Raw genomic sequence first — 21,557 nt, forward strand, 5'->3', positions numbered from 1 at the left:
GTTACCGCCCCGCTGTCCAAGAGGGCTGCCCGGACCCGGGAATCCGTGGCCAAGCGAGTTCTTCCGGACGGCTCCAGGCCGCAAGGACCTCGCTACCGTCCGGGTCCAGAAAATGTTCTCCATGTCGTGGCGGTGTCCAGAACGAATACCGCTCCCCGTCAAGTTCAAAACTGACGGCCATGGCGTGCAGATAACAGCGGTCCTGGGAGTGGTTGCGTGGACCATAGAGGGGATCGCCGAGGATCGGTGCCCCGAGACTTTTTAACGCAACGCGCAATTGGTGGGTTTTGCCGCTTTGGGGACGAAGCAGAAAGGCACGTTTGCCGCCACTCCAGGCCCGGCTGACAAATTGGGTCACGGCTGGATTTTCGCGGCTGCGCTCCAGGCGCCAGGTACCGCGCCGGCTGCGCCGCATATCCCCGATGACCGTGCCCTGTTTTTTCCGCGGTCGCTTTGCACTCAAGGCCAGGTAGAACTTGTCGATCCGATGCGCACTGAACAGTTCCCCCATACTCCGGGCCGTTTCCCGGTCCTTGGCCAACAAAAGCAACCCGGAGGTGACCTTGTCCAAGCGGTGCAAAGGGAACAATCGGATTCGGTAAGCCGATTGTACGGCCCGGATCACCCCTGACGACCCGTTGTCGGTGTGGCAATCCACCCCCGGATCTTTGTGGATGCAGAGAAAACGTTCGTCTTCGGCAATGGTTTCGTACATAGCTCCCGCACACGAAAATTGGTCAATTTTCCTGCCTCTACCCTGCCTGGGACCGGAAAACAACAGCGAAATTGCAGAGAAGTGGCCTGGTACAATCAGGCCCCGGCACGGACCGGGGCAAAGTCCCCAGAGATCCAAACGGGGAAACCAGGCGTGGATCCAGGGCGGATCCAGCAACCGCAACCCGTTGCGAACCCCGCTTCTGGTGCTGATCGCAAAAAGGACTCGGGGAGTAAAGGAGGCACAACAGGAACAGGAAGGGCACCTGCGGCCTGGCGGGGGTGACCAGGTGTGCTAGAGGGGTGTTGCCGGCAGGCTTTTGCGACGGGTTGCTAGGAGAGCAGAACAAGGACCAGCGGGGCGATGACCAGCCGGTACCAGGCAAAGGGACGCAGGGTGGTCACCGCCAGCAGACGGATAAAGACCTTCACCGCAGCCCAGGCCGCTAGAAAAGAGACCACAAAGCCAACGCCAAGAAAGAGGAAATCCTCGGCTGAAAAGAGGCCGTAATTGCCGAGCATATCGAATCCCGTGGCCGCGACCATGATCGGCACAGCAGCAATGAAAGAATATTCAGCAGCGACTTTGCGCCTGGCACCGAGAAGCATCCCCCCCATGATGGTCGCGGCGGAACGGGAAAAACCGGGCCACAGGGCCAAACATTGGAAGCAGCCGATGCCCAGGGCCAGCCATGGCGTCAGGGAGTCCAGCGAATCGACCCGAGGCCGGCGCGGCAAGGCCTCGACAAGCAGAATCGCCAGAGCTCCCACCCCGAGGGCCCAGGCCACGGTCACCGGACCGAACAAATGGGTCTTGATGGCGTCATGCACCGCCAGACCGAGAAGACTGGCTGGTAGCGAGGTTAAAAACAGCAACCATAGACCACGCACCCCGGAAAAAGCTTCTTCGGCCCGTGGCCGGAGCAGTCCCCAAAAGCGGCGGCGGTAGAGCACGACCACCGCCAAAATGGCCCCAAGCTGGATCACGACCTCGAAGGTTGCAGCCTTGGTCCCGGTAAACCCGAGCCAATGCCCGGTAATGATCAGGTGTCCGGTGGAGGAGACCGGGAGAAATTCCGTCAGCCCCTCGACAATGCCCAAAACGGCGGCAACAAGCAGATTGTCCATCACAGGGAACGCTCCAAAAAGCTGCGGATCCGATCGCTGTCGAGATGGTTTTCAAAAAATTCCGTCGGGGTTCCCTGAGCCACAAAGCGGCCGTCTTCCATGAAAATGACCCTGTCAGCCATCTCCCGGGCAAAGCCCATCTGATGAGTAACCACGATCATGGTCATGCCCTCGTCGGCCAAGGTCTTGATGGCGTCGAACACCTCACCGACAAGTTCCGGGTCCAACGCGGAAGTCGGTTCGTCAAAAAGCATGAGCTTGGGCCGCATGGCCAGGGCCCGGGCAATGGCCACCCGTTGTTTCTGGCCGCCGGAAAGCGTGGCCGGATAGATGTCCTTTTTGTCCGTAAGCCCCACTTTTTGAAGCATATCCAGGGCCACATTCCGGCATTCCTGCAGCGGCTTCTTCTGCACCGTGCGCGGGCCTTCCATGACATTTTCCATAACCGTCATGTGCGGAAAAAGGTAAAAATGTTGAAAGACCATCCCGATTTCCGAGCGCAACTGACTGATGCGCTTGGGCTTGTCCAGGACCCGGCGCCCCTTCTTTTCGACATAGCCGACCTCGCGGCCTTCGAAATAAATGGCCCCGCCGTCGATTTCCTCCAGAAAGTTGACGGCACGCAACAGGGTCGATTTCCCCGAACCCGAAGGACCGATAATCACGACCCGTTCCTGGGGATCGAGCTCCAGAGAAACGTGGTCAACCGCGGTGAGATCTCCATATCGTTTGACGATATCCTTGAGAGAAATCAGCGGGGTCTGCACGTTCTGGCCGTTAGTGGGAGGGGGTGTATCTGTTTTCATAGGCGCCCACGCGCTTTTCGATTTTTTCAAAGGTCACGGTGAATGCCGAGGTGAACAGGAGATAGATAATCGCCGCCAGGACCAAAACAGTAATGTCAAAATAGGTATTGAACAATTGGTCTGCCGCGCGCATGAGTTCGACCATGGCAATGGTCGAAACCAGGGCCGTATCCTTGATAAGGGCGATAAATTCATTGCCGACCGGAGGCATGAGCCGCTTGTAGGTCTGGGGAATGATCACCCGGCGCATGGCCTGGCCGTAGGTCATCCCCAGGGCCTTGGCCGCTTCCATTTGCCCGGAATCAATAGATTGGATGGCGCCGCGGATGATCTCGGCCAGGTAGGCCGAATAGTTGAGTCCCAGTCCGAGCAGGGCCGCGACCAGCGGCGACAGGGTGACCCCCATCGACGGCAGGCCGTAGTAGATGAAAAAGAGTTGCAAAAGCAGGGGAGTGCCGCGAAAGATCCAGATAAAAAACCAGCACAATCCTATCAGTGGCGGGAAGGTGGAAATCCGCCCCAGGGCGACCAGCAACCCCCCAACCGGCGAGACAAGCATCGTCACCACAACGAGCACGAATGTCATCACCGCCCCTTTGGCCAGGGCCGGGGTAAATCGGACCGTGTCCTGCCAGAACTGGATATACCACGGCTTCTGGGCCTTCTCCACCGAAGCCAGAAAATTCGTCGCTTCGGCATTGTCCGGATACACAGCCAGGATCTCTCGACAGGCGGCCGCCGCCTTGTCCAGATCTTCCTGGGCGTAGTAGACTCGGGCCAATTGCATCCGGCTCTGGACAAAAAGTTTGCCGCTTTCCCCGGATTCGGGGCGAGGAATTGTTTTGAACAGTTGCACAGCCTTGTCCAGTTTGCCCAAGGCCATGGCATTGCTGCCTTCGCGGAAGATGGCTGTCGGGTCCTGGGGCGTCTGACCGTTTTGGGTCCACCCCGAGACCGGATTGAGAAGGCTCAGGCACGCAAAAGCAAAGAGCAGGGCAACCAGGGCCCTGCTCTTTGCCGTCGGTGTCGTACAAGAGGGAGTTGAAGCGATCAAGACGCGTCTCTCTTCGTGGTCACCGGGTTACCATTTGGCGGGGTTGGTGATGTCCTCACCGAACCATTTCCGGGAAATCTCGGCCAGGGTGCCGTCTTCAACCATGGCGTCCAGGGCCTGTTGAACTTTCATACGCAGACTGTCGTCAGCCTTGCGGAAGGCGATCCCGAACGGCTCTTTGGTCACGAAACCGGGCAGGACCTTGAACGTGCCGGGGCGGGTGGCAATGGCGTAGCGGCCAGCCACATTATCGACGATGACAGCCGCCAGACGGCCGGCTTCGAGATCGAGCAACGCATTATTGTTGCTCGGATATTCCTTGACTGTCTCCGGAGCCTTGGGCAGGTCTTCCACGGCTTCAACGGCAGAGGACCCTTTCTGCACACCCACGGTCGTGCCGCCGAGATCGGCGAAATCGGTGACAGCATCGTTTTCAAACTGGACGACGACAATCTGCCCATCCATAATATAGGGCTCGGTGAAGTCCACCTTTGCCGCCCGCTCCTCGGTGATGGTCATGCCGTTCCAGATGCAGTCGAATTTCTTGGCGTTCAGGGAGTGGATCACGCCGTCCCAGGCAGTAGGCTGCCAGGCAATGTCGATACCCAGGCGCTCACCCAGAGCTTCGGCCGCGTCGACGTCGAACCCGACCAGGGTCCCGTCGTCCTTGCGAAAGCCCATCGGAGCAAAGGTGTCATCCAGCCCGATAACCAATTCCCCTTTTTTCTGGACCCGTTCCCAGGATCCGTCGCCGGCAAAGCCCGTCGCCGCCACGCAGAGACACAGCAGAGCGCTTACAAATAGAATCGCTTTTTTCACGTCCGTCTCCTCCTTACTGGATTGTTCTACCTACAGACCAAACCGTCTTTTGACACTGTGTGTCACAATCGGCAAGGTTTATGATGCAGCGGGAGGTGTATCCCAAGGCCGGGCAAGTTGCAAGCGCTGTCCGGATACGGTAGGGACAGCCGTGGCCGCGGTCCGGCCCATGCTTTGGCGCCTGTTCCCCCGTTCAACCGTTGGACTGACGCACTGCCCCGGCTGACCTGCTTTTCTTCCTGCGCTCAGATCCCTAAAGGAGATTGTATGAGCACCATCATGCCCGAAAGTAAACGCGTTCGTGATGCCCTGGCCTGGATTCTGGACGGGATGCGCGACGGAAAGGACCAGTCGACCCTGTTGGCCGAGGCGTGCCTGCGGTTCAACCTCAGCCCCAAGGACGAAGCCGTTTTGCGCCAGGCCTTGGAACGCCAGAGCGAGGAGTAGCTTCTGCAATCAACAGTGCTGCCCCGGCGCCTTTCCCGGGAAATTTTCAAGGAGCTGGTCTACGTTTTCTCCTTATGCCTGGGGTCGTTTTTGGCCCTGCTGTTGGTGGGACGTCTGCTCAAGCTCCGGGAACTCTTTTTGTCCCAGGATGTCGCACTGCTGGACCTGGGACAATTGTTTCTCTATCTCAGCCCCTTCTTTTTGCTCCTGCTATTGCCCATCGCCAGCATGCTCAGCGTCTTTTTGACCTTTCTGCGCATGTCCACAGACCGCGAACTTGTCGCCCTGCGTGCCGCCGGCCTGAGCCTGTGGCAGCTTTTGCCTGTGACGCTGCTCTTTTTATTGCTGTGTACCGCAGCCAATATCGGCATCGGGATCTACGGGGTCTCCTGGGGCATGGACAACTTCCGGGCCACAATTCTCGATATGGCCAAGACCCGAACCCAACTGGTCCTCCAGCCGGGGGTCTTCAATCAAGACTTCCCCGGGCTGACCATTTTTGCCCGTCAAGTGGACCGGGAGACTGGCGATCTATCCACTGTCTTTGTCGAGGATACCAGTCGGGGGCAGGGGGCCATTGGTATCGTAGCCCCTCAAGGCAGCTTGACCACCGACACCCGCAAAGGGCAGGTGGTCTTTTCGCTCAGAAACGGCCGCCTCTACCGCCACGACCGTGATTCTGCGAGCGTTCTCGGCTTTGGCGAATACCGGATCGCCCTGGATCTGGACAAAATCATCAGCGGCGTCGAACTCGAGGAAAAGCGCCCCAAAGAAATGTCCTGGACCCGGCTCATGGACTACCGGCATCAGGCAGACCTGGCCCAGACCCGGGACGCCACCTTTGATCGCAAAGTCGATGTTGAAACGCACAAACGCTTGGCCCTGCCCCTGGCCTGTCTGGCCCTGGGCATCTTTGCCATGCCCCTGGCCGCCCTGTTTGAAGGCCTTAAACGCCACTTCGGCTTCCTGGTTTCCCTGGGCTTGTTTCTGGTCTACTACGCCCTGTTCTCCGCAGGCCTGAGCCTGGGGGAAACAGGGACCCTCGCGCCAGCGATCGGTTTGTGGGCCCCAAATATCCTTTTTATGGGACTCGGCGGCATTTTGTTTCACATGGCCGCACGCGAGCGAGGGGGCAAGCTGCTCGAGCGGTTCGGGTATATCCTCCGCAGTCTTCTTCCCCAGCGCAAAAGGAAAGCGGCATGACTACGTTGCACCGGTATCTGCTGCGCCAGAATCTCTATTACCTCCTGCTCAGTCTGGGCGCGGGCATAGGCATTTATCTGCTGATCGACATTTTCGACCGTTTGGACGATTTTGTCGGCGCCCAGGCCGGTGTTGAAGCCACTGTTCTCTATTTCGCAGCCAAGATCCCGTTGATCGTCTCTCAGGTCCTGCCCGCGGTCTTTTTGTTGTCGCTTTTGGCCCAGCTGAGCATCATGCGTCGTCAGCAGGAACTCACGGCCCTGGAAGCCGGCGGTATACCGCTGTCTCGCCTGGCAGTCTTCTTTCTGGTCTACGCCGTTTTCTGGAGCGGCCTTCAGCTCGGGTTCTCCGAGGGCCTGGGCGTCGTGGGGCAGCGCAAGAGCGAAGCCATCTGGGAGCAGGACGTTCACGGCCACGCGCCGTCGCAGCGCACCCTGCGCGACGTGTGGTTCAAGAGCGAGCACTTCGTGGTCCATATGCACCGGGTCACACCGCGACAAAAGACCGGCAGAAAAATCACGGTCTACGTCATGGACGAGGACTTCAGTCGTATCCGGACCATCCACCGGGCCGAACGGTTTCAGCAACAGACGGATTCCTGGGTGCTCAGCGAGGTGACCAGTCTCAAGCCCCATGCCTTCACCACCAGCGCCCAGGACCGATTGCCCCTTCCGCTGCAACAGGACCTGGCCGACTTTTTGGCCGTAGACCCCAAGGCGGAGCCCGAATCCCTCTCGTTGTGGCAACTCGGTCACCTGATCTCCGAATTGCGCCAATCCGGTTCGAACGTCGAACGTCTGGCAACAACGTGGCACATGAAACTCGCCTACGGCTTCTCGCTGGTGGTCATGGCCCTGTTGGCCCTGGGAATCGTCAGCGCCAGCGGCAATATCTACGTCAATATCCCCATCGGGCTGACGGTCATCTTTGTCTATTACGCGCTGTTTGTCCTGGGGGGGACGCTTGGAGAGAAGGGCATTGTCAGCCCGTGGATCGGCGGATGGCTCGGCAATATGGTCTGGGGCGGAGCAGGGGCCTTGCGTCTGGTCTGGATTGCCCGGCCCAAGCGGTGACGCGGACCATGTTCCCGGGGCAATCCACCAACAGTGGGGGAAGCAGCGTGCGATTGTTCAATACGCAAACCGTTTTCAGCAGAGAACGTCCGAATACGGAAAACCGAATACCATTCAGCGACCATCTGGACCGCCAATGGAAATCACCCGTTCGCCTCTGACTCCTGGTCTGAAATAGCTGTCTCCATCCCTGCTGCTTCGCGGATAGCGGCCCAGAGAGTCTGCTTCCCCATACCGGTTTTGGCGGAAAAAAGAATGAGCGGGGCGGAGGGAGAAAGCAGTTCCTTCCATTGCCGTTGGACCCGGGAACGGTCTTTGTTTTTGCACTTGTCCGCTTTGGTCAAGGCGGCTATAAGAGGGATACTTTCACGTTGTAGAAAACTGATGAGTTCAAGATCGAGTTTTTGCGGGGGAAGGCGGGAGTCCAAGAGAACCACGACTGCTTGAAGCCCGGTGCTTTTCTGGAAATAGACATCCATGAGCGCGGCCCACTGGCCCCGTTCAGTCTTGGATCGTTTGGCATAGCCGTAGCCGGGAAGATCGACCAGATAAAAGCCGTCTCCAGCAGCCCGGTAAAAATTGAGGCTCCGGGTCTTGCCCGGTGTAGAACTGATCTTGGCCAGCTTTTTGCGCCCGGCAAGAGCATTGATCAATGAAGATTTCCCCACATTGGATCGTCCGGCAAGGGCGACCTGAGGGACATCGAGGCTTGGGAATTGCTCTGCTGTATACGCGGTGGTCTCAAGTTCGAGGATCAGCATAAAAGCCTTTGGAGCGAAAAGGTTCAGGGAGTGCCGGCCCGTTCGCCTGCGCGAATCGGCACGAGACCAGCCAGGCCATTGAGCCGGAAACGGGCCCAAGGCGAAGAAATTTCGGGAGAACCGGAGAAGGGCCTTGACCTTCAGCGTGGAACGGGTCATGGAAAATAGTGTGATATGCGGAAACATGCAACCGTTCAGGGGGTCGCCGTGAACCGTCGGATTTTCTTCGTATTAGCGTCTCTGATGATTATGACGTTGAGCGCCTGCACCTGGGACAAGGAACCGGTGGCCTTCGCCCCTGAATACACGGGGCCGGCAGCCATTTTCGAGAAAGAAGCGACCATTGAGGTGACCTCGGACGACGCCACGCCCCCCCAGCGGGCCGACGACGCCCAGATGCAGGAGACCCTCTGGGAGCTTGGCGTCCAGCGTGGCGGGGAAGCCATTGTGAACCGGTTCCTGCGTGACCCGCTCATCCTGCGCGGCGGGGTCGCGGCTGGCCGGACCATCTCGCCGCTGATCGAGCGGCAGGGCGAGTTTAAAGCCAGAGCCGATGAAGTTACCGGGGCTTACTCTCAATATTTCACCGCCTCCGGGACGCTCATGCCCGCCAAGGAATTCGCGGGGACAGTCACTGCAGTGGAACACGACCGCTATTATTCCGGCCAATACGATACCATCTTTTTGCAGCTCGAAACCCCGTTGCCACCAAATGCCCAAGAAAGCTTCTTCCTGGTCGCGCAAACCATCCCCACCGGTCAGGCGGGGTACACCAGACTGGTGGCGGGCGGCCGTCTTTATCAGGTCCAGGACAACGTGGCCCAAGGCCGCTTGCTGGAATCCCTCGAAGAGGTCGAGATCGGGGATACGGTCTTTTTGATGCCCCTCGATCTGGCACCTGTTGCCGAGGCCGTTCCCGAGCCGGCCGAGGCCGATGCGGACTACCCCGAGGTGGTGGTCGAGCCGGTCACTGAATCACCGGTGGCCCCCCAAGAACCCGCGGAGACCAAGTAGGCCCAACGCGTATGTCCCACTTTCAGATTCTTGTCCTCAACGGCCCCAACCTGGGACACATCGGCCAGCGCCAGCCGGAGATCTACGGCTCAGCCTGCATGGAGGAGTTGTGCGGGCTATTGTCCCGTATCCGCCCCGATCTGGCTGAAAGGGCCGCACTGCGTTTTTTCCAGTCCAATCATGAGGGCGCCTTGATCGACCGCTTGGAACGGGCCCGCCAGGAAGTCCACGGCGTGGTCTTCAATGCCGGCGCCCTGACTCACACCAGTCTGGCCCTGGCCGACTGCCTGGCCTGGATCAAGATCCCGTGTGTCGAGGTCCATCTGAGCAATGTCTGGGCCCGGCCAGAAACAATCCGCCACACCACGTTGTTGGCTCCCCACTGCCTGGGTGTGGTTGCCGGCTTTGGACTTATGAGTTATGCACTGGCGGCCGTGGCGCTGTGTGAACATCTGGATTCGTAAGTACCAACGTCGGAGGATACATGCTCTCTACTAAGGACATCAAAACCGGACTGAAAATCGAACTTGAAGGGGAGCCCTTCGAGATTCTGGAATTTCTCCATGTCAAACCCGGAAAGGGCGGGGCCTTCGTGCGGACCAAACTCCGCAATATCCTCACCGGGGCGGTCAAGGACCACACCTTCCGTTCCGGGGAAAAGTTCGCCAAGCCGGATCTGGAAAAGAAGTCCATGCAATTCTTGTATCGCGATGGAACGGATTGCGTCTTCATGGACATGAGCAGCTATGAACAGGTCAATGTACCTGAAGACAGCCTGGCACAACAGGTCGGCTTTCTCCAGGACGGACAGGAAGTCGACGTGCTGACCTACCAGGGACAGATCATCGACATCGAACTCCCGTCCTCTGTCATTTTGGAAGTCACCGAGACCGAGCCCGGCCTAAAAGGCGATACCGTCAGCGGCGCAACCAAACCGGCGACCCTGGAAACCGGGCTGACGGTCCAGGTCCCCTTGTTCATCGAACAAGGCGAAAAAGTCCGGGTCGATACCCGGTCCAGCGAATACATCGGACGGACCTGATCAGCGCCACGGCAGCCCGCCGGCACTGCCTGGACCTGCAGGGCTTCGAGGCTGCCGGAGGGGCTCGAAAATCGAATCCCGAGTGCGCCGCGCCTGGGTATCGGGATCAGCCCCCGATATCAGGCCCTGGATGATGGCACGGGCCTGCTTGATCCCTACGGATCCCCAGCAGGCCCGTTTTTTATGCTCCCGCTCTGTCCAGGGGGAGTGCCCAGGTGCGCGACCGTCTGACCGTCACAATGGTGACCGCTGAGGCGGGTCCAATCTCTGTCCGCCGATCTTCCCCGGGGAACAACTGCTATGGATGGTAATAAACTCATTCGCGAATTTACGGCCCTGGCCCTTGTATTCTGCGCCGCCTTGCTCGGCGTCAGTCTGGCAACTTACTCCCCGATGGATCCGGGCTTCAACCAGCGCCTCAGCAGCGGATTTACGGTCCACAACCAAGCCGGAATTGTTGGAGCGTATCTCGCCGGACTCCTGGTTGATCTTTTCGGGATTGGGGCTGCGGCCGCTCCGGTGGGAGCCGCCTGGGGTGCGCTGGCGTGTTTCGTGAAGCGTCTGCGCCCGCGGTGGTGGCGCTGGATCGGCTTCGGCCTCATTTTTCTCTGCCTGACCGGCTGGGCCGCCCACCCCTGGGCTCGCGAACATGTCCATCTCCAGGCCCTCCAAGGCGGCGGGCTCCTCGGCCGGCTGGTCCACGACACGGCGGTCTCCTATCTGCGGGCTCTGGGGGCTGGCCTGGTCCTGGCCTTCGTCGGTCTCGTCGGCCTCCAATTGAGCCTCGGGCTCTCCTGGAGCACCCTGGGCAAGCGATTCCGCAGCCGCCTGCATGACCAGTGGGCCAAGCACGCCGAACGCAAAGCACGAAAACAAAGTGCCAAAGCCGCCAAGCGGTCGTCCGCAGGGAAAAAGGAACCCAAAACCGCAGCTTCCAAAGGCAAAAACCCATCCAAAACCACCCCAAAAGAATCCCCAACCGCTGCCGCGACCGGACAGCAAGGCGCCCCGGCTGCTGGAAAAAGGGGGAATTCCCCAGAAGCCGCGCCGCAGTCCGCGCCAGCCGAGACCCGCTCAGTTTCAGGCGCTCGGCACAGTCGCCAGGCCTATCCACCGGCCGAACTCCTGCAGCCGGTTTCGGAAAGTCGCCACGCCATCTCTCCGCAAGAGCAGGAAGAATTGTCACAACGCCTCAGTGAGGGACTGGCCGATTTCAATATCCAGGGCGAGGTGCGCAAGATCATGCCCGGGCCGGTGGTGACCATGCTCGAATTCAAACCGGCCCCCGGGGTCAAGGTCAGCCGTATCGCGGGACTCAACGACGATCTCGCCCGAGCGCTCAAGGCCCTGGCCGTGCGTATTGAAGCACCGCTACCGGGCAAGGACACCGTGGGCATCGAAATCCCCAACAAAAACCGGCAGACCGTATTTTTCCGGGAAGTGGTCGAGTCCGACGCCTTCACCCGAACCAAGGCGGCCCTGCCCCTGGCCCTGGGCAAAGACATCCAGGGCCAGCCCCGTGTCGAGGATCTGACCAGGATGCCCCACCTGCTGGTGGCCGGGGCGACCGGAGCCGGCAAATCCGTCTGCCTGAACACCATCCTGCTCAGCCTGCTCTTCAAATCGTCACCAGAGGAACTCAAGCTCCTGCTCATTGACCCCAAACGGATCGAGATGGCCGGCTACGCCAAACTCCCGCACCTGGTCCATCCGGTGGTCACCGACACCCATCTGGCCAAAAACGCCCTGGAATGGGCGGTTTCGGAGATGGAAAGCCGGTACGACGCCATGGCCCGCCTCAGTGTGCGGAATATTGCCAGTTACAACGCTAAACTTGCTTCCCTCGGCGAGGAGAGGCCTCCGGAGTTGGCCGATCTGAAGCCGTTGCCCTATCTGGTGATCATTATTGACGAGATGGCCGACCTCATGCTCACGGCAGGCAAGGAAGTGGAACAATCCATCGTCCGCTTGGCCCAGCTCGCCCGGGCGGCGGGCGTCCATCTGATCCTGGCCACCCAGCGCCCCTCAGTGGACGTGGTCACCGGTTTGATCAAAGCCAACTTTCCGACCCGGATCGCGTTTCAGGTCAGCTCCAAACACGATTCACGGACCATTCTCGACGGTGTGGGTGCTGAGCACCTCCTCGGGCGCGGGGACATGCTTTACAAGGGCGGGGCCGGCAAACTGCAACGCCTGCACGGCGCGTTTCTCAGCGATGAGGAAATCAGCGAAGTCATAGATTTCTGGTGCCACAAGCACCATCCCGAATACGAAGTCGATCTCACCGAATGGGGCACCTCGGACAACGGCTCCGGAGGTGGGGACAACAACGGTGCCGGCAGCGACATCGTGGACGACCCCATGTACCAGCAGGCCATCGACTTTGTCGCCGAACAGGGCAAAGGGTCCATCTCCATGCTCCAGCGCCGCCTGCGCGTCGGATTCAACCGGGCGGCCCGATTTATCGAACAGATGGAACGCGACGGGATTCTGGGCCCTCAGGAAGGGAGCAAACCCCGGCCCTATATACGTGGCGGGGAGTGATCCTCCATAAACAGCTCAGGCGCAATCGGATCAAGGCTGGGGCAGGACGTCGCGGCAACGCAGGAGATTCTGGCCATAATAGGCCTGGCCAAGAGCAATGCAGGCGTCGTTGGGGGGGAGTTCGGTGTGGACCAGGACTGTCAGCCCGTGACGCTCTAATAGCGGCACCAGCAACCGCTGAAGGGTTATATTCTGAAACACGCCGCCGCTGAGCCCGACAATCCGCACTCCGCTCCGATCGGCCAGGGCCGCCACCCAGTCGGCCAGCCCCTGGCTCAAACCGAGGTGGAAACGGCGGCTGATCCGGCCCACCGGTTCACCGGCCTGCCAGTCCCGGTGCACGGCGGCAAAAAGTTCCAATGTATTAAGTACACACCTGTCTTCCTTGTCGATCCACGAGCACGGATACCCCGTGTCCACACGCAGGTCCTGACACGCCTCCAATCGGATGGCCGCTTGCCCTTCATAGGCGATGCGCTCGGCGATTCCGAGCAGGCCGGCCACCGCATCGAACAACCGCCCACAACTCGTGGTCTGGGGCACGTTGACCCCCTTGACCAGCATCTGCCCGAGCACACCGTCGGCCGGTGCGAAATTGTCCAGCCACGGCCACCGGCGGCCCGAGGGCGAACTTGCGCCCAGCGACGCCAGATAACTCCTGGCCATACGCCACGGCTCCAGGATTGCCGCTTCACCGCCAGGCAACCCCACAGGCATGAAATGGCCCAAGCGGGCATAGCTGGCCGCCTCCGGGCGCACGTGCAAGGCCTCGCCTCCCCAGAGCGTACCGTCATCCCCCAGCCCGGTTCCGTCGAGGGCCAGTCCCAGAGCGGGTTCTGTACATTGATTCTCCGCCAACACACTGTAGATATGCGCCACATGGTGCTGCACGGCGACCACCTCCTCCGGACGCTCGTTCGCGAATCCGGAGCTCAGATAATCCGGGTGCAGGTCGTGGACCACGAGTTGCGGCTCGACCTGCAGGATATGCTGCAGATGCTCGGCGATTTCCTTATAAAAACCGTAGGTCTCCAGATTTTCCAGGTCACCGATATGTTGGGAAACAAACGCCTGATCCGATTTGGTCAGACACAGGGTTGCCTTGAGCGCCGGCCCAGTGCCCAGAACGCACGGCCCTGAGCGGGGAAGAAAAACCGGGCTCGGGGTCATGCCGCGGGCCCGGCGGTACCAGACCGGATTGGCTGTGTCCGGGTGGATCCGGACCACCGAATCGTCACAGCGAATAAGGATATCACGGTTGTGAAAGACAAAGCCGTCGGCAATGGAGTGCAAGCGGTGTCTGGCCTCTCGATTGCCGAGGGCGATGGGCTCGCTGGAGAGATTGCCCGAGGTCATGACCAGGGCCGGGACACTGCCTTGCGGCAGGAGGCCCCGGAGTTCGTCGAGAAGCACATGGTGCAGCGGGGTGTAGGGGAGCATGACCCCGGCGCTGTCGGTATCCGGAGCGATATCCCCGGCCAGAAGTGTGCTCGCCTTCTTCTCGCAGACGACAATGGGGCGCACGATTCCTGAAAGCCACGTTGCTTCAGCCCCATTGATCCGGACAATGCGGTGCGCTGAAGCCAAATCCGGAACCATGACCGCCAAGGGCTTGCCGAAGCGGTGCTTGCGCTGCCGCAATCTCGCCACAGCCGTCTCTGACGTGGCCAAGCAGGCGAGATGGAAGCCGCCCAACCCCTTGATGGCCAAAATCTTGCCCCGGGCGAGCCACCGAGCGGCCTCGGCGAGGACCGGCCCGTCGTCGCTTACGGCATGCCCCGTAGCGCTGATCATCCACACGCGGGGGCCGCAATGCGGGCAGGCGTTGGGCTGGGCGTGGAAGCGGCGGTCGAGGGGGTCCTCGTATTCCGCCCGACAACGAGAGCAAAGGGGAAAACAGGCCATGGAAGTCGACACCCGATCGTAGGGGATAGACCGGGTGATGGTGTAGCGCGGCCCGCAATTGGTGCAATTGATAAACGGATACTGATAGCGGGGATCAGAAGGGTCACGCAACTCGGCCAAACACTCCGGACAGGTAGCCACATCCGGACTGATCAGGACCTCATGGCCCTCGCCGCCGGAGCTGGAAAGAATATGAAAGCTCGTTTCAGGGGTGTCATGCGGCGAAAGGGTTTCCGTCTGGATCGAGGTCAATTGGGCCAGCGGGGGAAGCTGTTTTTCGAGATCGACGGCAAAACGGCCTATTCCGTCCTCGAGCCCCTGGACTTCGATGACCACGCCTTCGGAGGTGTTCTGGACAAATCCGCTCAGGGCGTGGTCCAGGGCCAAACGGTAGACAAAGGGCCGGAATCCGACCCCCTGGACACGGCCGTTGACCACGAATCGTTGGCGAGAACAGGGTGTTGGTTGCATGTGGCGAGGATACTGCCGCACCAGGGCAAAGTCAAAATCAGGACAATTTCAGCCCGGAGTTGAAGCGGTCCCGGATCCTGAACCAGATCCGACGCAGCAGACTCCGGGCCAGCTGAGCGGGGCGAAAACTGACGGGATTGAGCGTGGCCGGGACCTCGAATCCCTGGTCCTGCCAAAAGGAGGGGGCCAGGGCTGGATAGCTGTGGGATTCGGTCCATGCGCCGGAAATCCGGCGCCGGCGGGCCGCTCGCCAAAGGGGGATCGCCTCCGGATCCATACCGACGGCCGTGTATGCGGCCGCGTCCAGGGCGAAACCGTCGGCTGCAACCCCGAGCAGGCCGAAGTCAAGGGGGGTCCCGTGGGTCGGTCCCCAGCGGTGCAACACCTGGACACCATCCAGGACATGGAGCGTCGGCGGCAGGGCCAGGGCGACCTCAAGGAGCAAATCTTCAAACCGGGTTCCGCGTTCCCCGTACCGCGCGTGGGCCAGTCCTTTACGCACCCCGCTGACGCAGCCGAAAAGATTCTTGATGCAGGCCGTCAACCGCATCTGTCCGTGAGCCTTGAGCTTGCCGACGTTGACAATCAAATCGGCTTCCAGGGCCCGCCGGGAAATCCCCACCCGCTCGCCCCAGGATACATCGACCGCCACCGGCCGATCCAAAGTCACAATAGGCATCCCCTCGTCCCGGAGCCACGGGCCGTAGCCGCAACGACGGGCCACACCAGAGGCTGAGCCGAAAGCCGGGGAATCGCCGACAGTTACCCGGCAGCCGGCCTGACGAAAATAGCGACCCACTTCACGGACCACGGCCGGATGGGTGCAAGCCAGGGGAGTGTGCCGCGCAGCCACCAAATTGGGTTTGATCAACACCTTGGCCCCTGGCGACAGCGGGGCCGCGAGCGTTTCGAGATCCTCAAAAAAACGGCGTGACCCACTGACCTCGGAATAGTCCGCCATCCGGCGCAACACGACCGTCTCAGGCATGGTTTCCCCAGGGCCCAAGAGGGGTCGGTCTGCCAGCACTCTGCAACAGGGCCTGACAATATCCGCATTCCTGGCAGTCCCCGTCGCACCCGGTCAACTGGTCCCAAAAATCTGAAGGCAGGGTGTCGTTGTCAATGACCAGTCCCTCGGCCATCCAGTCCACGCTGTCGAGCAACTGCAGCAGATTGCCTGAAAATCGGCCTTGTACATAGGCCCTGAGCACGCGCAGGCAGAAACGACTCCCCATATTCCGGCCGCACAGCTTGAGCCCGTCGACCATCCCGGCAAGGCGTTCGCCGTCCTCGGGCCGGATAAACGGCGAGCGCAACACAGCTGCGGGATCGCGCAACAAATGCCGGACACATCCCGCCGTGGCATTGAGTTCGAATGTGGCCTCAGCCGTCAAGTCGCAAGCCGCAAGAGCGATCTGGCCATCGTGGGCCGGCTTGTAGGGGCAATGGGGAAGACATCCCTCATTGGCGAGCAGAAACACCTCTTGATCCGGCCAGAACCGGCGACAGGCAGCGCTCAAGGTTTCCAACTGCCCTGGATCCCGGTTGAGTTCACGATCCAGAACCAGCCGGGCCGGGGGCAAAAACCCGGCCTCCTCGATGACAGTGCGCCAGGCCCGGATCGCGTGGACCGATGCCAGCCGAGCGTTGACGCTGGGCACTGCCTGAAGCGCCCCGGCCAGATGGGGCGAATCGTCGCCCAGGACATTGAGCAGGTACGGATCGGCCACGACGATCCCCTGGCAGACGTCAGCCGCAAGCAGCCGCTCCAGGGCATTGAGCAGCGGGCGCCTTGCCGCTGGCTCACGCAGAAAAGCAGGGGTGTGCAAGCGGCTGTTCAGGAGCGCAAGGCGGTCACAGCCCGGGCCCAGCCGCAAGAGATCGATCAGCCGGTCGGTTTCGACCTCGCGGAGTCGCGCCCGGGCGTCAGGGATGCCGGGAGCATGCAGGCTGAAATGGAGGGTGGCCAGGTCTGGTTCGAAGCGGGTCAGGGCCTGAAGATACTCGGGATCGGGGAGAAACGGGATATCGAAGCGCATACAGTGATGTATACGCCACCGGCCGCGCCCATGCAAACAAACCTCCGGAAGCGGTTGGCATACGCAAGGCTCAGCGATTCAGGACAAACGGTCTAATTTTGCAGAACCGAACGGAGTTTCTGGCCGACCTCTTCCAGGGTATACGGTTTCATCAACACGCCGGCAAAACCGTACTCCCGATACCGGGCCATGACCGGATCCTGGGAATAGCCACTGGAGACAATGGCCCGGACCTCCCGATCGAGTTCATGGAGATGCTTGATGGTTTCCTTGCCGCCCATGCCACCGGGAACAGTCAAATCCATGATCACGGCATCAAATCCCGCCCCAGCCTGCAATTGCTGGCGGTAGAGTTCGAGGACCTGCTCGCCGTTGGCCGCGAAACTCGGCTCATACCCGAGATATTCCAGACTATCGCCCAGGACGTCACGGACTTCCTTTTCATCGTCCATGACCAGAATCCGTCCCTGACCGGTTATGGGCCGGTCCTTGGCCTGTGTGGCGCAGTCCGGACGTCCCTCTGCCGCAGGAAGATAGAGGGTAAAGGTCGTCCCCCTGCCCTCAGCGGACTGGACATGGATGGTGCCGCCGTGGCGTTTGATGATCGAAAAGACCGAGGACAGTCCCAGCCCGCTGCCCTCTGGTTTGGTCGTGAAGTAGGGATCGAAAATTTGGCCCTGGTCCGCCTCGGGAATGCCGCAGCCGTTGTCCTGGAAATGGACTCTGACGTAGCCTCTGCTGGTCTGGGTCTCAGAGGAGAACGTCGCGGCGGAGGGCACATTTTCAGCCCAGATATCTAACTGCCCGCCATTGGCCATGGCCTGACTGGCATTGATAGCCAGATTGTCGAAAACCTGGGCGATCTGGCCGGTGTCGACCTGCACGGGCCAGAGATCGGACGGGATGTCGACCCGGTAGCACACATTAGAGCCGCGCAGGGCAAAAGAGATCGCGTCCTCAAGGAGTTCATCCAGCGGGGCGCACTGGGTGACCGGCAAGCCCCCCTGAGAAAACGCGAGCAGTTGCTGGGTGAGCTTTTTGGCGCGCTGGGTCGCCCTCTCGGCGTCCTGAAGTTTAGAGGCCACTGCAACATCCAGACGCTGGCCGACCCGGGCCAAGGTGATATTGTTCAGGATCGCGGTCAAAATATTGTTGAAATCATGAGCGATTCCCCCAGCCAAAACCCCGAGGGACTCCAGTTTTTCCGCACGCAGGTGCTCTTGTTCCCGCCGTTTTTCTTCACGTATATCGCGAAAGACAATGACCGCCCCGATAATGACGCTCTGACGGTCGCGGATGGGGGCGGCCGAATCCCCGATATCGATGCACAGACCCGAGGGTTGCCGCAACTGGACATTATCGTCGATTTCAAAGATTTCGCCATGCTTCAAGGCGCGTTTGGCAGGGCAGGGCACACTGCTGCCATCTATTGCCGAGACCAGGGCGAAAACGGTTTCCACCTCTTGTTCCAGGGCGTCTTCCTGGGACCAGCCCGTGAGGTGTTCGGCGACCTTGTTCACGAGGACGACCCGGCCCCGGATATCGGTGGCGATCACCCCGTCCCCGATGGAACGCATGGTCACGGCCAAAAGTTCCTTTTCCGCAGCCAGCGCTTCCTCGGCCTCGCGCCGGATGGTGATCTGCTCCTCGAGCTGCCGGAAGTGGTCCTGGAGTTCTGCGGCCATATCCCGCATGGTCACCGCCAATTCACCGATTTCATCATTGGACCGGATGTCCACTTCGGCCTCGAAATCCTGTCGGGCCACCCGCCGCGAATACTGGGCCAGGGCCATCAACGGATGCGCAATGCGGTTGACCAGGAAATAGGCCACGGCCACTGAAATTACGAACAGCCCGAACGTAATGACCTGTATCCTGCCGATGGCTTTCCAGATCAGGGTATTGATGCGCCCCAGGCTCATGCCGATGTGGAGATATCCGGCGCTGCCGGCCAGGATAGGGGCGGCGATGTGCAGAAACCGTCCCCGCTGACCAAGGTCGACACTCGCTGTCTGCGGTGCGGTGCCAAGGGAATGCCGGGGCAGATTGCGCGGCAGCCACTCCTGAAAGGTCTCTGGAAACGCAGGTACAAAGGTATGTGCAATGACGTCACCGTATTCCGTGGTCGCAAAGACATACGCCACGCCTTCGACATCGAGGAACTGGTTGATCAAGGATTGGACCCGAGTGGCCTGGTTATTGACAAAGGTCTCGGCGCTGGACTGGCTCATGGATTCGGCAATGGCCAAGGCCTTGCTCTCATACTCGGTGCGCATGTGCGAATACAAGGTCCAGGCCGAAAACAGTGAAATGGCGGCCGCCAGAAGCCCGAAGAGGACGACCATGATCAGCAGCGTTTTTTTGAACAGGCGGGAAACTATCATGGTGAGAAGGCATCCCAGTTGCGTAAAGGTTCAACCCGCCCGGCTCGGAGGGTGCTGAAAAAAATGATGTCCAGGCCCTGGTTGTATTCGGGACCGAAAAACAAGGGCAATCCGATGCCGATCGTATAGCGGCGGTGCTTGTAGATACTTTTGCGGACCCGTTTTGGAGTCAGCGGAGGCTCGGTCCGGCGGAGCATTTCCACCAGGAGTTTGGCGTTGAGGTAGCCCTCGAAACTGACATAGTCATAGCTGTGCGGCGTATAGGGGGTGTCCAGCAGATGCCCGGGAACGTCTTCATTGGCCGCATCCATGGCCCGCCGGTATTCGCGGACCACCGGAATCGAAGTGTCCTGGAGATTCGGAACGACATGGGCATTGAGAACGCGCCGGGTGAGTTGGTCCGGGTAGGTGTCCGAATTGAGCAGCAAAAAGTTGGCCATCTGCTGGGCGTGGGTGAAGGAGAGGTTGGCGATGGGCACCTCCCACCCCCGGGTCCTGGCTTGACGGATAAAAGCGGCACACGCTTGGGCCGCTCCTACGGTGATCACCGCTTCAGCCCCGCTTTGGCGCAAAATGCGTATCTGTTCGCCCATATCCGTTGCAGCCGTAGCGCCGCGGCGGTAGCACGCCTCGCCGGTCAATTGGAGGTTGTATTCGCGCAATGTCCGGCGGACGCCGTCCCATCCGTTTCGCCCATAGGCGTCGGCCTGATACAAGACCCCGATCCGTTCCCGTCCGACACTCAAAAAACTCTCGACCAGCCGCTGGGTCTCCTGAAAATAAGAGGCGCGCAGGTTGAAGATGTATTGGCGGTAGGGCGATTCGCGCAAGGGCTGCGCCCCGGTCATGGGAAAAAACAAGAGCAGGGGCTGGTCTCGGAATTTTTCCAGCAGAGGAAGGATACGGGTCGTGGTCGGCGTACCAACGTACCCGAAGAGGGCAAAAACATGGTCTTCCTTGACCAGACGAATGGTGTTGCGCAGGGCGGGATCGGGATCGTAACCGTCGTCATAGGCCTTGATCCTGATGCGCCGGCCGTGGACGCCGCCATTGGCATTGATTTTCTGAAAATAGGCGTTGGCGCCGCGATACAATTCAATCCCCAGACTCCGTGAGGGTCCAGTAAAGGCCGCAGACATTCCCAAAACAATATCCGCGGTTTCACCCATGCCATGCGCCCGAGCCGCAGGGACGCTCAAAAGCAGCGAGGCAACCGCCGCGACCACCCAGACTCCGAAGGGGAGCATCCGAAAAAAAGAAAATCTCCTGGTCATTTAGCCGCACTCCGGGAGGTGATTGACGAGCACCCGAAGATGCGCCTTTTCCTGTTCAGCCAGCGTCAAGAAATGGGAGCGCTCCTGGCCTTGGGCCGTGTTCTCGGCCAGCGTTTTGTACAGATCATAGGCCTTGTTTTCGAGGTCCAGAGCGAGTTCAAGAAAGTCAAGGCATGTCAGGTCACCTTGCTGCGTCCATTGGGCCAGGGCCTCCCCGAGGTCCTGGCCGCCTTCAAGGATGGTGTCGTCAAGGGACGCAAAAAAAGGGTCGAAATCCGGAATTGCCTCCTGTCTGGTCAGCAGGGTGTACACGCTTTGAGCATGGCGCCCTTCGAGATCGGCCAATTCGGCAGCCGTCTGCCGCAACCGGGCCGACAAGGCGTTGCTCTCCGCCAAAACGGTGTAAAACCGCTGGGCCCCTTTCTCCATGGCTGCCGCGCGGCGCAGGAGTTCCCCGGCCCCTCGGGACATGTCGAAGCGGTCCACGCGCGGCACCTGTTCAACGATTCCCCCCTGCCAGGCGGCAATCCCGCCCTGGATATTGTAAAGCGCTTTGAAGCTCTGGCCGCTTTGGGCCGTGAGGGCGGCCGCAGTGGCCGAGCGGCGCCCGCTACGGCAATAAAAAAGCAGTTCCCTGTCTCGAGGCAACTGGTCCAAACGGTCTTCCAACTCGGGCAGAGGCAGGTGCAGCGCCCCGGGGATATGCTCCTCCCGGTATTCTTCAGGTTGCCGGACGTCGACCAGCGTGTATTCCCGTTCGCGGTGTTGACGCTGGAATGTCTCCACGTCTTCAGGGTAGAGTTCGCTGACTTGCATAGCCTTCTCCAAATTTGTGTGGCGTGGCCTTCTTGGGACAAAGCGCCCGGAATGCGCTGCACG

The 21,557-nt window shown here is 60.3% G+C and carries 19 protein-coding genes; 7 read left to right on the forward strand and 12 right to left on the reverse strand.

Going from position 1 to position 21,557, the window contains the following annotated elements; translation table 11 throughout:
• Nucleotide 1 precedes the first annotated feature (1 nt).
• From DRET_RS06460 to DRET_RS06480, 5 genes are all read right to left on the reverse strand, one after another.
• Nucleotides 2-715, reverse strand: coding sequence for a TIGR01621 family pseudouridine synthase (locus DRET_RS06460; RefSeq protein ID WP_015751725.1), 714 nt, complete (start codon nucleotides 713-715; stop codon nucleotides 2-4).
• Between the two features lie 332 nt (nucleotides 716-1,047).
• Entirely contained in the window at nucleotides 1,048-1,842 is a 795-nt protein-coding gene (locus DRET_RS06465; RefSeq protein ID WP_015751726.1) for an undecaprenyl-diphosphate phosphatase, read from the reverse strand.
• Entirely contained in the window at nucleotides 1,842-2,648 is an 807-nt protein-coding gene (locus tag DRET_RS06470) for an amino acid ABC transporter ATP-binding protein (RefSeq protein WP_015751727.1), read from the reverse strand. The genes DRET_RS06465 and DRET_RS06470 overlap by 1 nt, the downstream gene beginning before the upstream one ends.
• Nucleotides 2,620-3,702, reverse strand: coding sequence for an amino acid ABC transporter permease (locus tag DRET_RS06475; RefSeq protein ID WP_015751728.1), 1,083 nt, complete (start codon nucleotides 3,700-3,702; stop codon nucleotides 2,620-2,622). The genes DRET_RS06470 and DRET_RS06475 overlap by 29 nt, the downstream gene beginning before the upstream one ends.
• 27 nt (nucleotides 3,703-3,729) lie before the next feature.
• Nucleotides 3,730-4,521 carry an amino acid ABC transporter substrate-binding protein gene (locus tag DRET_RS06480; protein WP_015751729.1) on the reverse strand — a complete coding sequence of 264 codons (792 nt, stop codon included), beginning with the start codon at nucleotides 4,519-4,521 and terminating at the stop codon, nucleotides 3,730-3,732.
• A gap of 267 nt (nucleotides 4,522-4,788) precedes the next feature.
• Between DRET_RS06480 and DRET_RS06485 the strand changes: the two genes are divergently transcribed.
• Genes DRET_RS06485 through DRET_RS06495 form a run of 3 tightly spaced genes read left to right on the forward strand, consistent with a single transcriptional unit; the run spans nucleotide 4,789 to nucleotide 7,244 of the window.
• Complete coding sequence (locus tag DRET_RS06485; RefSeq protein ID WP_015751730.1) at nucleotides 4,789-4,968, forward strand: hypothetical protein; 180 nt, start codon at nucleotides 4,789-4,791, stop codon at nucleotides 4,966-4,968.
• A gap of 15 nt (nucleotides 4,969-4,983) precedes the next feature.
• A complete protein-coding gene (gene lptF, locus DRET_RS06490; RefSeq protein WP_015751731.1) occupies nucleotides 4,984-6,171 on the forward strand; it encodes an LPS export ABC transporter permease LptF in 1,188 nt (395 codons plus the stop codon).
• Nucleotides 6,168-7,244, forward strand: coding sequence for an LptF/LptG family permease (locus DRET_RS06495; protein WP_015751732.1), 1,077 nt, complete (start codon nucleotides 6,168-6,170; stop codon nucleotides 7,242-7,244). The genes lptF and DRET_RS06495 overlap by 4 nt, the downstream gene beginning before the upstream one ends.
• 143 nt (nucleotides 7,245-7,387) lie before the next feature.
• On the opposite strand, the gene yihA is transcribed toward DRET_RS06495, so the two are convergent.
• The gene (gene yihA / locus DRET_RS06500; RefSeq protein ID WP_015751733.1) at nucleotides 7,388-8,005 is read right to left on the reverse strand and encodes a ribosome biogenesis GTP-binding protein YihA/YsxC; all 618 of its coding nucleotides are present in this window, start codon (nucleotides 8,003-8,005) and stop codon (nucleotides 7,388-7,390) included.
• Nucleotides 8,006-8,179: 174 nt separating this feature from the next.
• Here yihA and DRET_RS06505 point away from each other — a divergent pair, with 174 nt between their 5' ends.
• From DRET_RS06505 to DRET_RS06520, 4 genes are all read left to right on the forward strand, one after another.
• Entirely contained in the window at nucleotides 8,180-9,019 is an 840-nt protein-coding gene (locus DRET_RS06505) for a hypothetical protein (RefSeq protein ID WP_015751734.1), read from the forward strand.
• An 11-nt stretch (nucleotides 9,020-9,030) separates the two neighbouring features.
• Nucleotides 9,031-9,483 carry a type II 3-dehydroquinate dehydratase gene (locus DRET_RS06510; RefSeq protein ID WP_015751735.1) on the forward strand — a complete coding sequence of 151 codons (453 nt, stop codon included), beginning with the start codon at nucleotides 9,031-9,033 and terminating at the stop codon, nucleotides 9,481-9,483.
• A gap of 20 nt (nucleotides 9,484-9,503) precedes the next feature.
• Nucleotides 9,504-10,061, forward strand: a complete 558-nt coding sequence (gene efp, locus DRET_RS06515; RefSeq protein ID WP_015751736.1) for an elongation factor P — start codon at nucleotides 9,504-9,506, stop codon at nucleotides 10,059-10,061.
• 300 nt (nucleotides 10,062-10,361) lie between these two features.
• The gene (locus DRET_RS06520) at nucleotides 10,362-12,605 is read left to right on the forward strand and encodes a DNA translocase FtsK (RefSeq protein ID WP_015751737.1); all 2,244 of its coding nucleotides are present in this window, start codon (nucleotides 10,362-10,364) and stop codon (nucleotides 12,603-12,605) included.
• A 30-nt stretch (nucleotides 12,606-12,635) separates the two neighbouring features.
• Here the strand turns inward: DRET_RS06520 and hypF are convergent, their stop codons facing one another.
• From hypF to DRET_RS06550, 6 genes are all read right to left on the reverse strand, one after another.
• Nucleotides 12,636-14,981: a carbamoyltransferase HypF gene (hypF, locus tag DRET_RS06525; protein WP_015751738.1), complete on the reverse strand. Its 2,346-nt coding sequence runs from the start codon at nucleotides 14,979-14,981 to the stop codon at nucleotides 12,636-12,638.
• Nucleotides 14,982-15,018: 37 nt separating this feature from the next.
• Nucleotides 15,019-15,969 (reverse strand): DUF362 domain-containing protein, encoded by a 951-nt coding sequence (locus DRET_RS06530; RefSeq protein ID WP_015751739.1) that lies wholly within the window; start codon nucleotides 15,967-15,969, stop codon nucleotides 15,019-15,021.
• A complete protein-coding gene (locus DRET_RS06535) occupies nucleotides 15,962-17,020 on the reverse strand; it encodes a hypothetical protein (RefSeq protein WP_015751740.1) in 1,059 nt (352 codons plus the stop codon). Before DRET_RS06535 ends, DRET_RS06530 begins: the two co-directional genes overlap by 8 nt.
• Nucleotides 17,021-17,112: 92 nt before the next feature.
• Nucleotides 17,113-19,404 (reverse strand): ATP-binding protein, encoded by a 2,292-nt coding sequence (locus DRET_RS06540; RefSeq protein WP_015751741.1) that lies wholly within the window; start codon nucleotides 19,402-19,404, stop codon nucleotides 17,113-17,115.
• Nucleotides 19,401-20,678 (reverse strand): ABC transporter substrate-binding protein, encoded by a 1,278-nt coding sequence (locus DRET_RS06545; protein ID WP_015751742.1) that lies wholly within the window; start codon nucleotides 20,676-20,678, stop codon nucleotides 19,401-19,403. The genes DRET_RS06540 and DRET_RS06545 overlap by 4 nt, the downstream gene beginning before the upstream one ends.
• Nucleotides 20,679-21,494, reverse strand: a complete 816-nt coding sequence (locus DRET_RS06550) for a rhodanese-like domain-containing protein (protein ID WP_015751743.1) — start codon at nucleotides 21,492-21,494, stop codon at nucleotides 20,679-20,681.
• Between the last annotated feature and the right edge of the window lie 63 nt (nucleotides 21,495-21,557).

Source organism: Desulfohalobium retbaense DSM 5692 (assembly GCF_000024325.1).
Taxonomy (GTDB): Bacteria; Desulfobacterota; Desulfovibrionia; order Desulfovibrionales; family Desulfohalobiaceae; genus Desulfohalobium; species Desulfohalobium retbaense.

What these genes read in the sequence shown, in the direction of transcription:
- efp (WP_015751736.1), top strand. Translation starts at nt 9,504, where the DNA reads ATGCTCTCTACTAAGGACATCAAAACCGGACTGAAAATCGAACTTGAA.
- yihA (WP_015751733.1), bottom strand. Translation starts at nt 8,005, where the DNA reads ATGCTGATCCTCGAACTTGAGACCACCGCGTATACAGCAGAGCAATTC.
- DRET_RS06465 (WP_015751726.1), bottom strand. Translation starts at nt 1,842, where the DNA reads ATGGACAATCTGCTTGTTGCCGCCGTTTTGGGCATTGTCGAGGGGCTG.
- DRET_RS06540 (WP_015751741.1), bottom strand. Translation starts at nt 19,404, where the DNA reads ATGATAGTTTCCCGCCTGTTCAAAAAAACGCTGCTGATCATGGTCGTC.
- DRET_RS06535 (WP_015751740.1), bottom strand. Translation starts at nt 17,020, where the DNA reads ATGCGCTTCGATATCCCGTTTCTCCCCGATCCCGAGTATCTTCAGGCC.
- DRET_RS06460 (WP_015751725.1), bottom strand. Translation starts at nt 715, where the DNA reads ATGTACGAAACCATTGCCGAAGACGAACGTTTTCTCTGCATCCACAAA.
- DRET_RS06510 (WP_015751735.1), top strand. Translation starts at nt 9,031, where the DNA reads ATGTCCCACTTTCAGATTCTTGTCCTCAACGGCCCCAACCTGGGACAC.
- DRET_RS06470 (WP_015751727.1), bottom strand. Translation starts at nt 2,648, where the DNA reads ATGAAAACAGATACACCCCCTCCCACTAACGGCCAGAACGTGCAGACC.
- DRET_RS06545 (WP_015751742.1), bottom strand. Translation starts at nt 20,678, where the DNA reads ATGACCAGGAGATTTTCTTTTTTTCGGATGCTCCCCTTCGGAGTCTGG.
- DRET_RS06485 (WP_015751730.1), top strand. Translation starts at nt 4,789, where the DNA reads ATGAGCACCATCATGCCCGAAAGTAAACGCGTTCGTGATGCCCTGGCC.
- DRET_RS06505 (WP_015751734.1), top strand. Translation starts at nt 8,180, where the DNA reads ATGCGGAAACATGCAACCGTTCAGGGGGTCGCCGTGAACCGTCGGATT.
- DRET_RS06520 (WP_015751737.1), top strand. Translation starts at nt 10,362, where the DNA reads ATGGATGGTAATAAACTCATTCGCGAATTTACGGCCCTGGCCCTTGTA.
- DRET_RS06530 (WP_015751739.1), bottom strand. Translation starts at nt 15,969, where the DNA reads ATGCCTGAGACGGTCGTGTTGCGCCGGATGGCGGACTATTCCGAGGTC.
- DRET_RS06495 (WP_015751732.1), top strand. Translation starts at nt 6,168, where the DNA reads ATGACTACGTTGCACCGGTATCTGCTGCGCCAGAATCTCTATTACCTC.
- DRET_RS06550 (WP_015751743.1), bottom strand. Translation starts at nt 21,494, where the DNA reads ATGCAAGTCAGCGAACTCTACCCTGAAGACGTGGAGACATTCCAGCGT.
- hypF (WP_015751738.1), bottom strand. Translation starts at nt 14,981, where the DNA reads ATGCAACCAACACCCTGTTCTCGCCAACGATTCGTGGTCAACGGCCGT.